Source organism: Moraxella boevrei DSM 14165 (assembly GCF_000379845.1).
Lineage (GTDB): Bacteria > Pseudomonadota > Gammaproteobacteria > Pseudomonadales > Moraxellaceae > Faucicola > Faucicola boevrei.
The window spans coordinates 1-13,490 of sequence record NZ_KB903782.1 but is presented as its reverse complement, the minus strand read 5'-3'; the positions used below and the strand labels follow the sequence as shown (position 1 = coordinate 13,490).

10 protein-coding genes are annotated in these 13,490 nt (G+C 40.4%); 7 read left to right on the top strand and 3 right to left on the bottom strand.

Going from position 1 to position 13,490, the window contains the following annotated elements; genetic code table 11:
* Nucleotides 1-180: 180 nt before the first annotated feature.
* Both A3G3_RS0105660 and A3G3_RS0105655 read left to right on the top strand, forming a co-directional pair.
* The gene (locus tag A3G3_RS0105660) at nt 181-915 is read left to right on the top strand and encodes an ABC transporter permease (protein ID WP_019519572.1); all 735 of its coding nucleotides are present in this window, start codon (nt 181-183) and stop codon (nt 913-915) included.
* The gene (locus tag A3G3_RS0105655; protein WP_019519571.1) at nt 912-1,640 is read left to right on the top strand and encodes an ABC transporter permease; all 729 of its coding nucleotides are present in this window, start codon (nt 912-914) and stop codon (nt 1,638-1,640) included. The genes A3G3_RS0105660 and A3G3_RS0105655 overlap by 4 nt, the downstream gene beginning before the upstream one ends.
* Nucleotides 1,641-1,716: 76 nt before the next feature.
* Here the strand turns inward: A3G3_RS0105655 and A3G3_RS0105650 are convergent, their stop codons facing one another.
* A complete protein-coding gene (locus A3G3_RS0105650; RefSeq protein ID WP_019519570.1) occupies nt 1,717-3,051 on the bottom strand; it encodes a serine hydrolase domain-containing protein in 1,335 nt (444 codons plus the stop codon).
* A 119-nt stretch (nt 3,052-3,170) separates the two neighbouring features.
* Complete coding sequence (locus tag A3G3_RS0105645) at nt 3,171-4,073, bottom strand: MaoC family dehydratase (protein WP_019519569.1); 903 nt, start codon at nt 4,071-4,073, stop codon at nt 3,171-3,173.
* A 211-nt stretch (nt 4,074-4,284) separates the two neighbouring features.
* Between A3G3_RS0105645 and A3G3_RS0105640 the strand changes: the two genes are divergently transcribed.
* Nucleotides 4,285-5,496 (top strand): MFS transporter, encoded by a 1,212-nt coding sequence (locus tag A3G3_RS0105640; protein WP_019519568.1) that lies wholly within the window; start codon nt 4,285-4,287, stop codon nt 5,494-5,496.
* 364 nt (nt 5,497-5,860) lie between these two features.
* Here A3G3_RS0105640 and A3G3_RS0105630 read toward each other — a convergent pair whose 3' ends face one another.
* Nucleotides 5,861-7,165: an MFS transporter gene (locus A3G3_RS0105630; protein ID WP_019519566.1), complete on the bottom strand. Its 1,305-nt coding sequence runs from the start codon at nt 7,163-7,165 to the stop codon at nt 5,861-5,863.
* Between the two features lie 165 nt (nt 7,166-7,330).
* Here A3G3_RS0105630 and A3G3_RS0105620 point away from each other — a divergent pair, with 165 nt between their 5' ends.
* From A3G3_RS0105620 to A3G3_RS0105605, 4 genes are all read left to right on the top strand, one after another.
* Nucleotides 7,331-10,234, top strand: a complete 2,904-nt coding sequence (locus A3G3_RS0105620) for an autotransporter assembly complex protein TamA (RefSeq protein ID WP_019519564.1) — start codon at nt 7,331-7,333, stop codon at nt 10,232-10,234.
* Between the two features lie 34 nt (nt 10,235-10,268).
* The gene (gene folB / locus A3G3_RS0105615; protein WP_019519563.1) at nt 10,269-10,655 is read left to right on the top strand and encodes a dihydroneopterin aldolase; all 387 of its coding nucleotides are present in this window, start codon (nt 10,269-10,271) and stop codon (nt 10,653-10,655) included.
* A 278-nt stretch (nt 10,656-10,933) separates the two neighbouring features.
* Entirely contained in the window at nt 10,934-11,878 is a 945-nt protein-coding gene (locus A3G3_RS0105610) for an OmpA family protein (protein ID WP_019519562.1), read from the top strand.
* A 47-nt stretch (nt 11,879-11,925) separates the two neighbouring features.
* Nucleotides 11,926-13,490 (top strand): Ig-like domain-containing protein (locus tag A3G3_RS0105605; protein ID WP_026212871.1); only part of this gene is annotated, 1,565 nt, incomplete at its 3' end.

Below are 13,490 nucleotides of genomic sequence, written 5' to 3'. Positions count from 1 at the left end.
AGCGTTGATTTTACTTTTACTGACAAAAACTGGATAAATCTGATGATTTTATCCAGTTTTTTTGTGTTTTTGCAAAATTTTAGTAGTTTTTAACCACTGAATAACGTAAAATTACGCATTTAAATTTTTTGGTCATTTTTTGTTATCTTCGTTTGATTATGTAAAAAAAGGTAAACCGTTGTGTTAGATTTGCAGGGTTATGGGCATTTGTTGTTAAGTGGGTCTGTCGTTACCATGAAACTTGCGTTAACAAGTTTGGTGATTGGGCTGATACTTGGCTTGTTTGGGGCGATTGCCAAATTATCACGCTTTAAGGTTTTACAAGCGATTGCCACCGCTTATACCACGTTTGTTCGGGGTATTCCTGAACTTTTGTCGGTTTTGTTCATTTATTTTGGTGGAACGATGTTGCTTGGGGCGATTTTATCAAAATTTGGCTATACCAAATATGTGGAAATCAGCCAATTTTGGGCAGGGGTCATGGCGTTATCTTTTGCGTTTGGGGCGTATGCTACCGAAACGTTTCGCATGGCATTCCAAGAAATCCCCAAAGGACAAGATGAAGCAGGGCAAGCGATTGGGCTAAACCGCCGTCAGATTTTTTGGCGGATAAAAATGCCCCAAATGTGGCGGTTGGCTTTACCTGGATTGGGCAATTTGTTTTTGGTATTGTTAAAAGATACCGCTTTGGTGTCGGTGGTTGGGCTGGAAGATATCATGCGTCAAGCGGTGGTCGCTACCACATCCACACAAAAACCATTTACCTTTTATATGACGGCAGCTTTGATGTATTTAGCGATGACGGTGGTGGTGACAGGTATTATCATGTGGTTAGAATGGCTCAATAACCCTGCTGAACGCTACGCCAAACGCCTACAAAAACAAGCGAGATTGACACAAGGGGCATCATCATGAATTGGAATTGGCAAGTAATTATTGACAGTCTGCCAACGCTGATGACCGCATCGCTGACAACGATTGGCTTGGTGGTGATTTCGGGGATTTTGGGATTAATGTTGGCAGTCCCACTCGGGTTGGCTCGGGTTTCCAAAAAATGGTGGGTGCAAGCCTTGCCGTTTGGTTTTATTTTCTTTTTTCGTGGCACGCCGTTATTGGTACAGATTTTCTTGATTTATTATGGGTTGGGGCAGTTTATTCCTGATAGCTTAAAAGATGGTTGGCTTTGGACAAAAGTGTTGTCAAAACCGTATTTTTGGGCGATTGTGGCTTTTACCCTAAACACTGCCGCTTATACCGCCGAAATCGTGCGTGGGGCAATCAAAGCCATTCCCAAAGGCGAAAATGAAGCCGCCGATGCGATAGGTATGAGTTATGCCCAAAAATTTAAACGCATCATCATGCCACGAGCCTTTGGCATTATGCTCCCTGCTTATAGTAATGAGGTCATTTTTATGCTAAAAGGCAGTGCGTTGGCATCTACGATTTCTATCATGGATTTGACAGGACAAGCCAAAACCTTGATTGCTAAAACTTATGCAACCCTTGAATTATACTTTGCTGCAGGGGTGATTTATTTGGTGTTATCTTGGGTTTTTATCGCTTTGTTTAGAGTGGCTGAAAAAAAATTTAATCGTCATTTAAACTATCAACCGGTCAGTACTGTCAATGTTACCGCTTAAATCAAATAGATGATTGATTTTGTACAAATTAATCATCTTTGTAAAATCAATCATTTATCACAACTCCCACCCCTTTTTAAACCCTAGCAAAGAATGCCAAAACCGTCTCATTGATGATAAATTGACGTACATCGGTGAGCATGGTGACGTCATAATTATGCACAAATGCCACCGCCAGCTCACGGCTCGGGTCGCACCATGCCATTGAGCCGTTGTAGCCTATATGTCCAAAACCCTCCGCGGTCTCATGACACACACTAAAGATGCGATGATAGCCCAAACGCCAATTCATCTGTGCGGGCATAACCTTGTCAAGTTGTTGATTTTGCACGGTTTTTAATTTATTAAAAATCATCGGTGAAATTAAACTTGTGTCGGCTTTTTTGCTTGCAACTAGCATATTATAAATCGTTGCCATGGCAAAACTACTGGCAGTTACGTTCGCTGCAGGGACTTTGGACTGTAAAATATGTGGTTGATAATAGTCAAATGTTCGACTATTTCTTGGCACAAGTGATGCTTTATAATCCGTCATATCCACGTTACGAATATTAAAATAAAGTTGATTAATTTCTTGGCTAGTTAGGCGTTTTTCGGCTCGAGTGGCTAAATTGGCTTTGTTTTGCTGTTGTTGCCAGTGGTTTTGCCAACAAGGATAACAGTCCAAGCTTGTCAAAAAATCTAAAGTTTGTTCATTATCAGGTATTAAGGTCGGCTTGGTACGTGTGAGTTTTTCAAGATTATCACCATTTTGCTGTTGTAGGGCAACCCGTTCAGGAATAGCAATTTCGTGGTTTTTTTCGGTAGGTAAGGCAAAAAATACTTCACCTTTAATCCCAAGCGGTTCCGCCAAAAACGTATCTAATGCCTGTTGTAACGGCATTTTTGTGACGATTTCAATCAAACCGCCCAATACCCAGCCTGACACCAACGCACTATACGCCACGAATTTTTCGCTCGGATTGGCAAATTTTTTGGCGTACACGGTCATATTGGCGACTTTTTGTAGCATGGCTTGCCAATCTTGCACATCATCGGCGGTATCGGTGATGCTGTTAATGTCAATCAGCCCTGCTTCGTGGCTTAGCACTTGGCGAAGAGTGATGTTTTCTTTACCATGACTGGCAAACGCCGTCCAATATTGGCTAATTGGTGTGTCATAATTTAGCAAACCTTTGTTGACTAGAATATGGATAAGTGTTACTAACACGCCTTTGCCTGTTGAATAATTGAGTGATAAAGTGTGACTCGTCCACTGTGCTTGTAAGGTTTGGTGCGTTGTGCCAAATGCCAAATCCGTTACCAATTTCCCTTGATGAAAAATCGTTAAACTACCACCGCCTTGTTGTTGATTTAGGTCAAAATTTGTCAAAATCTCACGCAGTGTTGCGTTAATCCGTTGATAATCCATGCGTTTCCTTTTATATTTTTGCCATGATTTTGTGATAATTAAGCTGTAAAATAGGGCGTCATTTCACGCCCTGTTTTTATGTTTTTAAGCCAATTTATTAAATTAATTTGTTAAAAAAATTAATCTTTTACTTTCGCCGTGTCAAAATCAGTTACGCTACCGATAACGTGCGGTTTTGGGCTGTTGACATCATACACGCCAAATTGAATATGGCGGTCGGCGTTGTCATACTGGGCGATAAATTCGACTTCGGAAGGTAAAAAAATCGGCAATTTAAAATCCACATCACAAGAAAACGCCTTTGGTAATTCGCCTAATTGTGCCAAACATTTTGCTTTTGTCCACATTCCGTGGGCGATTGCTTTAGGAAAACCGAAGGCTTTGGCGGATAATGGGTGCAAGTGGATTAGATTGAAATCGCCCGAAATAAAAGCATAACGTCTGCCAATATCTTCGGCTATTTGCCAAAATTGATGCACATTATTTTCATCTAAAATTGGTTTTACGGTCGGCTCGCTCGGTTTTTTGGTAGTTTTGGCTTTTTTCTGACGCGATAAATAGGTCGAAGTCCCTTGCCAAACCAACTCGTCATTTTCATACACATGGGTGACAAAATCAAACTGTTTGCCCTTGCCATGTTCTTGTAAATTGGCAAAGCTCACGGTCATTTTAAATATGCCTGTATCTTGAATAGGGCGGTGTTGGGTGACATTGTTGTGAATATGCACCAGCCCAAGCATTGCAAACGGAAATGGCTCTTTTACCATCATATTCATTTGCAAACTTTGTGATAACACGGCAAAATAAGTTGGCGGAATGTAGCTATTATTGCTAAACCCGCAAATTTTGCGGTAATCGGTCAAATTATCATGGTCAATTTGTAAACTATCCACGCTATAAGTGGCGGTCGGTAAGGTCGATTTGTCACCTTTGTCATGCTCGCCAATCGGCAATAAGCTTTTGATAATATTGGCATAAGTGGTATGGGGCTTGGGTAATTGGCTAAAATTTTGGTCTGGCATTGTCGTTCCCTAATGAATCGTGATGCGAATTAAAAATGACCTTATTATAATCTATCTTGGCAAAATTGTTAGCAAAAATATGTTAATTTTTTGTCAAAAGCTAATTTTTTCAATGATAAAAATTTATTAAACCAATCAAAGAAAGTGCTAAGATAACCGTTTATCTCGCCATTTTTTGCCAAAAATCTAAAATCTAATGTTAGGAACGATTATGTCTGACAACTCTGCCAACTCTTCCACCAATAGCATGCCACCGATTAGCCTATTGTTAAAGGTGAGTATTTTTATTGTGGGAATGTTTGCGTTTTTGCAAGTGTATGCCATTCAGGCGATTTTGCCTGTATTGATGCAAACTTTTTTGGCAAATGAAACCCAAGTTGGTTTGACGGTTGGGGCGACGGTGTTGGCGATTGCGTTGATGTCGCCATTTATGGGGATGTTGTCCGATGCGTATGGACGCAAGCCGTTTATCGTGGTGGCGATGTTGGCGTTGGCAGTGCCGACAGCCTTGATTGGCTTTGCGGATAATTTGCAGTCAGTGATTGTGTGGCGGTTTTTGCAAGGCTTGGCAGTGCCTGCGATTACGGTGGTAACCATTGCTTACGTTGCCGAAGAGTTTGTAGGTAAAGCGGTGGCAAAACTCATGGCATTTTATGTGGCTGGCACGGTGTTGGGTGGGTTTTTGGGGCGGTTTTTGCTTGGGCATTTGGAGCAGATAATTGGCTGGCAACAGGGCTTTTGGTGTATGGCGATGCTGACTTTCATTGGGGCGATATGGGTGGCGTGGCAACTGCCAACATCTCGGCATTTTTTACCAAATCCAAACTTTCGTTCATCATTACAAATTTTACAACGCCATGCGACTAATCGCTATGTGGTAACGGCATGTTTGCTAGGGTTTTGTGTGTTGTTTTCGCTCGTGGGTTGTTTTACTTTTATCAATTTGCATTTGGCAGATAGGCCATATTTGTTAGACAGTGGTGATTTGGCAAACATTTTTTCGGTATATTTGTTGGGTGTGGTGATTACGCCGATTGCCAGTAATTTGATTGCCCATTTTGGTTCGGCTCGTATGGTGAGAGTGGCGGTGGTGGTGTCTATGGTGGGTGTGTTGATTACCTTGGCACAGCCGTTGTGGGCGGTGATTTTGGGTTTGACGGTGATGTCAAGTGGCGTATTTATTACCCAATCGGCGACCATTACTTATATTGCGGTAAATGTCAAAGAAGGGCGTTCGCTAGCGTCAGGGCTGTATTATTTGTGTTATTATTTGGGCGGTACGGCAGGGGCGTGGTTGTGCGGTTTGGCATATGCTTATGGCAAATGGACAAGCACGGTTTGGTTGTTGTTGGCGGTGCAATGTTTGGCATTACTGATGGCGATGTTTGGCATGGTAAAAATGCAAAAAGGCAAATTGCAATAATTCATTTAATAGCGTTAATTTGAGATATATTTTATTCAAAACCGTTTGTGGTGAGCCTGTCAAACCATAACGGTTTTTGCAAAACGGTATTTTTTACCTTTCGACAAGTTCAGGGCGAACGGAAAACGTTGAGAAGTATTTTAGAACCTGTATTCACAACCTTACGCAAATTAGAATTTGTGGTAGGATTATTGGATAAAAGTCTGCTTTTGCATGAAAACTGGCTAAATTTTGCTTTTCTGCGTCAAAAACTTGTTTGATAGAATGACTATCAACCTGCGTTTTTTCCTTGAAAAGCGGGCGATTTACCGCATTTTTCATTGCAAAAATGTTATGAATACAGGTTCTTATACTTAATAATGAATTATAATAAATTCTGTTGTTTTTTTAAATTAACAAACACCCACGCACCAACCACCAAATTTAACCCACCCACCACTGCAAACAACATCGGTAAGCTGATTTTTAACACGTTTAAACACACAATCGCAAACACCGCTGAACTGACCATAAACAACGCATTAAAAATATTATTCGCCCCAATCACCCGAGCTCTGTGGCTTTTTGGGGCGTAGGCTTGCATAAAGGCGTATAACGGCACAATATAAATCCCACCACTAAAGCCTAACAAAAATAAATCCAAAAATATCCGCCACATACCATCAATTGCCAACAGTTGACTGATGCTAAAAAAATTGGTTTTTTCACCCATTGATAAGTTTAAATTAGACAACGCCAAAAACAAATCAATGGCAAAAATCGTTAAACCTGCTATGCCAAAGGGTAATAATTTTAGGCTGACTTGGTTTTTGGTGAAAGTTTTGCACAACACCGAGCCTAACGCCGTTCCCACCGAAAACAGGGTTAACAAAAAAATAATCACACTTTCCCCACCGTACAAAATCGTTTTGGCAAATTCAGGCACTTGCACGGTCAGCGTCGCCCCATAAAACCAAAACCAACTATTGCCCATGATGGTAAACCACATAATTGGCAAGCTAAACAGGTATTTTATCGTTTGCCAACTGGTGCGAAAAATATGCCAATCTACCACCAAGTCAGGTTGTGGGGCAGGCATATTTGGTACAAAACGACTGCTAAAATAGCCTAAGCAAGCGACTACCAGCACAAACCCTGATAACCACCACAAGGCGTTTTCCTGCTGAGTGAGTATCCCTGCGGTCATCATGCCTGTTAAAATCGCCAGTGAGGTTCCCATTTGAAATAGTCCATTCGCCCCAACCAGTTCGTCTTGATGCATGGCTTGAGGTAGGTAGGCGTATTTCACAGGCCCAAAAAACGTAGAATGCGTTCCCATTAAAAACAACGCCAAAAATAACAACGTATAAATTTCAAATACAAATCCGAATGTCGCCAACGCCATGATACCGATTTCGCTGATTTTAACAATGCGAGTAAGTTTGGCTTTGTCGTATTTGTCTGCCAACTGTCCTGCCAACGCTGAAAACAAAAAAAACGGCAACACAAACAGCATCGCCGCCAAATTATTTAACAAACTGACGCTCATGCTAAGTTTGGCAGATGCCATAAAAGTCAGCACTAAAATCAAGCCTTGCTTAAATACATTGTCATTAAACGCCCCCAAAAACTGGGTAAAAAACATCGGCGTAAAACGCTTGCTCCCAAATAACACAAATTGGCTACTCATAATTTTCCTGCTTTGTGTGGAATAATTTGCCTATATTAACAAAAAAAAGCCAAAGGTGCGAAAACTTTTTGGCAAATTTATTTTGGTAAATCAAAGCGGTGTGTTAAAATTAGTAAAATTCTTGGTTGTCAAAATTTATTTACGCATTAATTGTTGTCAAAATTTATGAAAAAAATCTGTCATAATCCTTTCTACCGTACTTCATTAAGTCTTGCGATTTTAAGTGTGAGTAGTCTTGTCTCACAAAGCGTTTTTGCTGATGAAAAACCAAACACGCCAAAAGCCACCATTGAGCTAAATGAAAATTTGCAACGCAATCAACAAATTTTTGATAGTGAAAATTATGTGTATCAAGTTGATAATCCAATCCAAAATTTGCCAAACAGCCCAAATAGTAATGACAGTCTATCTAACGATGTGACAAAGATCGATAATAATACAAAACAAAATTTTACCAATAAAATTAATCAACGTATCGAAAATCAAACGTTAACTGATTTTGATAATTTTGACCAACCGATTTCTACTTTTGAAAATAAACATTTGTTAAATAATAGCGATATTCAAGCAGGGGATTTGCCAAGTTTGGCGACTAAAAATACAGCACCAATGCCCCAAGAAATCGTTAATTCTACCAAAAGTTTAAACCGATCCGAACAACTAAGCGACAACGCAATCCAACCTGACGCTGATGCTCAAGCCAAAAATCTCACCAATCAAACCGATGACGTCGATGCCAATGATATCATTAATCCTGATGATTATCTGCCTGAATATCAACAAAAAACGGCAGCATTGGCAGTGGCAAAAACCGATAGCAAAGTGGTCGCTGATAAGCCAAATTTGTTAAGTAAACTTAAAAACAGGGTGTTAAATACCGTTGAAGGCGTGAATTATATTGATGTTAAGATTGTCAATGCCGATGAAGAACAGCAACCCGCCAAAAATATCAAGGCCATGCTAGAACAAGTGACGGTGGCGTCGGTGGAAGACTTTAATGCCAGTATTAACCGCTTGCGTCAAATCGCGGTGGAAGCTAGCGAAGCGGTGGGCTATTATGACGTGAAGACTAGTTTTAAGCACGTTGGTGGTGATAATATTGAAGTGAGTTTGGAAATCGGTGAGCCTGTTATCGTACAACATCAGTTGCTGGATATTTGGGGTGAAGGGGCAGAAGGTGAAAAAGCGTTACCTGTTTATACTAGCATTGAGCAAGACGGCTTGCCGACGACGGGTGATGTGTTTAACCATGGGGTGTATGAAAGCACCAAAGCTATGATAGAAGGTATTTCGCAAACCAATGGTTTTTTTGATGGGCGTTGGCTCAATCATTCGGTGGATGTGATTTTGCCTGATAACGTGGCGGATGTGGATTTGGTGTATGACACCAAAAATCGTTATCAATTTGGTGATATCAAAATATATAGCATTGATAAACAGGGCAATCTTACCGATGAACCAGATAAATTACCACTAAAACCTGAATTATTACAACAGCTTATCCCTTATCAAAAAGGTGACCCTTATTATCAGCCATTTGTTACTGAGCTTACTAATAATTTGTCAGTGAGTCGCTATTTTAACGGCTTAAATGTGGATGTGATTTTACCTGCCAAAGACAACGCAGGCGTGGATTTTCAAAACCAAACCAACGGTGAAAATGTAGAAAATAATGAAAAAACGGACAATCAAACCGAAAACCAAACACAAGCCAAAAATGTACAAAATCCCGATGATTACGCCCCATTGACTTTTAACATTGAAGATACTGTGCAACAACGCCTTGATGTAATACAAGCCAAATCTAAGATTTTATTACAAGCCCCTGAAGATATTGAGCTTGCCCCTGACGAAGTCAATAAAAGTAAAAATCCACTCGTGATTGTCGCCAATGCGGTGAGCGATATTGCCAAAAAAATTGACCGTAACAACCATGGCGATGCTAATCAAACTAAACTTCAGCAAGCGATGGCAGGCGACCCTGTGCCAAAACTATCACCAACCCAAGTCGCAGAACAAAAAGCCGTGCCGACCTATATCGTGCTAGATGCGACCAAACCACATGAAGCCCAATTTGGTCTGGGTTATGAAACCGATGTCGGTGTGCGCGCCGTAGGTAAAATTAATAACAATCTCGTTAATCGGCATGGCTACCAAGCAGGGATTAGCACTGCTGTCTCCAAAGTAGAGCAAGCGATTGAAGTGACAGGTAGTCTGCCCTATAAACATCCGCTCCATGATAAATTGACAGGTTCACTCGGTTATCAACATAAAAACTCGGACGACCTTGCGAATACCTTTAAAGTCGATACACTATATGCGAATGTTGCACGCAATATTCATAGCGATACAGGCTGGAATCGTACGATGTCGTTACGCTATCGGGGGGATAAATTAGTGTTAAATGGCGGTAATTATGATACCGAAGATTTGCCCTATCCATTTAACAATTATGCCTCCGATTTTACTCAAGAAGCCTTGCTACTCGGCTATGCCATGCACAAAACTACCGCTGATAATTTGGTTAATCCAACCCAAGGTTATAGCCAACGTTATTCCATTGAAGTCGGCGGTGACGGCTTGTTAACTGATACCAACCTTGCGATTTTGCGAGCGGGAGCGACGGGGCTATATAGTTTCGGCGATGCGAAAAAACACCAACTTTTGGGGCGATTAGATTTAGGGTATATTTATAGTGATAATTTTTATGATGTGCCGTATCGCTTACGGTTTTTCGCAGGAGGTGACCAGAGTATTCGTGGCTTTAACACAGACACTTTAGCACCAACTTATGGCAATCAAGCCTTTTTGGTAGGCGGTGATGCGTTAGCAGTTGGCTCTTTAGAATATAATTATGAATTTAAAGACGGCTTTCGTTTGGCACTATTTGGCGATGTTGGCAATGCGTTTGACACCACAGGCGAAGCGGATAACAGCACCGAAGTCGGTCTAGGGGCTGGCGTGCGGTGGTCATCGCCGATTGGCTTGGTGCGACTTGACGTAGCGACAGGTGTCACAGATAAAGACAATCCTATTCGTATTCACTTTTTTATTGGTTCACCGCTCTGATAACTTCTACAAAATTGCATAAGGTAATAAAATAATGATAAATAATCTAATAACCAACAATAATTTTGAAAATGATGTGGTTTTTATCAAAGGTCTAAAAGTAGATGCGGTGATTGGCGTGTATGAATGGGAACAAAAAATCGCTCAACCGCTGATTTATGACATTGAGATGTATGGCAGTCAACAGCAGGCATCGCAAACCGATAATATCAATGATGCGTTAAACTATAAAACGGTGTGCGAACGCATTGCCGAAGTGAGTTTGGCAAATAAAGTGGCGTTGCTAGAACGCTTGGCAGAGCTTGTGGCACAAATGATTTTGAGCGAATTTGCCACCCAAAAAGTAAGCGTCACTATCCATAAACCCACCGCCATTAAAGAAGCCGATAGTGTGGGGGTGAAGGTTACACGTTTTGCCTAAATATAATAGTTTTTGTAGTAAAAAATAAGTAGATGTTTATGCTTAATTGAAAATAAAGCCTGATTAAAGTATAATAAAGTCAAACATACATAAGCTAAGTTGGTGTAAAAATCAGCGGTTGCTGATGTAACTGAAGATTTATAACTAATAATACTTAAAACCTATATTAATTCAACATCACATTTGAAGATTTTACGAATAGTATCCTTAGGTTTTTTATAGAGTTGGCATTATTTTTGCATATTCAAAAGCCTTTAAAACTTAACCTTGGAGTAATTATGAGATACACTCATTTAATTATCGCACTTTCACTAGTAGCGAGTACCTTTGGTATGCAAGCTCAAGCAGCTCGCATCATCAATACTGAAAACGTTAAAGCCGTAAATGGTGTCAAATGGACAAAAGAAAAAGCCATTGACGCTAAGGATTTAGTCAACCAAAATATCCCAACAGGAGCGACGAGCGTATTTTTTATCCGCCCACAAGACAATGACGGCTTTCAACAAAGTGCCAATATTGCGATTAATGACCGTTTTCAAACGAGCTTACAACCGGGTAATTATAGCCAAGTCTATTCATGCTCAGGTGTGAATGAAATTAGTGGTGAAATCACAGGGCACAAAAATAATGATTTATTAAAAAATGCCTTGACCTTTAACTTAACATCACAAGATAACTATTTCTTTTTTGTTGATGTCAATGAAGCAGGTGAAACTACTATCAAGCATATTACCAAAGAAAGTGCTTTAAAAGCCATGGAAAATATGCCACATCAAGCCCATCAAATCAGCCGTGTTGTACCGAACTGCCCTGTTGAACCTGTTACCCGTCCAATGCCAGTCGCACCAGTCACACCGCCACCACCTGTAGCACAACAAAAATATAGCATTGATTTGCAAGTGTTATTTGATACAGACAAACACGATGTTAAACCAAAATATATGAACCGTATCGCAGAAGTGGCAGACTTTATGAAAGCTCATCCAACGGCAACTGCTAATATTGAAGGTCATACTGACAGCCGTCAAACCGATGAGTATAACCAAGCCTTGTCACAACGTCGTGTGAATGCAGTACGTAAAATTTTGATTGAACAATTCGGTATTGCTCCAGACCGTCTAAATGCGGTTGGTTATGGTGAAAGTCGTCCAATTGCGACCAATGATACAGCAGAAGGTCGTCAACAAAACCGCCGTGTTGTGGCAGTATTTGACAATTACTAATAATATTTTGATATATTGACTTTAAACTTTAGAAAAAGAGACAAATTATGAAAGCAATTATGACAAAAAAAGTCACAATCAAAGTTCACGGTGTGAATAAAACTATCAAAGAATTACAATTAACCACCAATGACGGCAAGCCAGATTTTATCAAAGCCGACCGTCATGTGAATTATGAATTTTTTGACCACTCAATTGGCAAAGCACCTAACCATATTATTACCAAACGTCATGGTAAAAATTTACACGTTTCATTTGAGCGTGAAGGGCAAAATGACGACCTGATTATTGAAGATTTTTTTGAAAGTGAAGACCACGCGTTAATCGGTATCGCTGAGGATGGGTACTATTATTATTACATTCCTGACACAGGTGAGGTGACAGATTATGTCACTCAATTACAAGATACTGACGTAGAGGGTCAAGCCTTAGGTGGTGAACATATCGTAGTGCCATTATGGATTGATTTACCACATGGTTTTCCATGGTGGATTGCAGGTGGTTTAATTCCATTTATTATTGACAAAGACAATGATCCCGCACCACAACCACAAACTGGTAAAACTGACTCAGACATTGGATTCGGTGAAGTAGGTACTTCGGTCTCTATAAATCTCTCAACCAATGACACCAATATTAATGTAAGCACAATTAAATTGATTGACCCAGTAACCAATCAACCAACCAGCAAAGTGGATGTAGCAGGTCAAGGTACTTGGGAACAAGATCCAAATGATCCAGCGAAAGTAACTTTTACACCAGAAGCAGGTTTTAATGCCAATCCAACACCGATTAACTATACCGTAACGGATAAAGGTGGTCATCAATTAGCACCAACCCCAGTGGCTGTGATTTATAACCAAAATCTAACCCCAGATATCAAAATCGGTGAAACAGGTCAACCTGCTACCGTAAATGTGACTAAAAATGATAATGGCGTTGACCCAAAAACGGTTAAACTAATTGACCCAACTACCAAACAACCTGTTGATGGCGATGTTGTCGTACCAGGTCAAGGGACTTGGTCAACGGTAAAAGACAGTGATGGCAATCCTACTGGTGAAGTAACTTTTACCCCTGAAAAAGGTTTTATAGGTAATCCAACACCTGTTCATTACGAAGCAAAAGGTGCAAATGGTACTGAGCAAACAACGGTTACCGTTATTTATCCGCAACAAACTTCTACTAGCACACCAGACAGCAAAGTTGCTAAACCAGGTGAAACAGTTACCCAAAAAGTAACCGACAATGATAGCAATGTTGACCCTAAAACAGTTAAACTGATTGACCCAAAAACTGGTAACCCAACTGACAAAGTTGAAGTGCCAAATGAAGGGACTTGGACGACGGATGGTAATGGCAATGTTACCTTTACGCCTGCGACAGGTTTTAAAGGCGACCCTACCCCAATTACTTATACAGGTAGTGACAAGAACGGAAACCCAATTTCACCGACTACCGTAGATGTGANTGTACCAACNGTACTAANACCAGATAGCAAAGTTGGTAAATCAGGTGAACCTGTTACCCAAAAAGTAACCGATAATGACGGTAATGTTGACCCATCAACCGTTAAACTGATTGATCCTAAAAACCCAGGAACTCCTGTGGA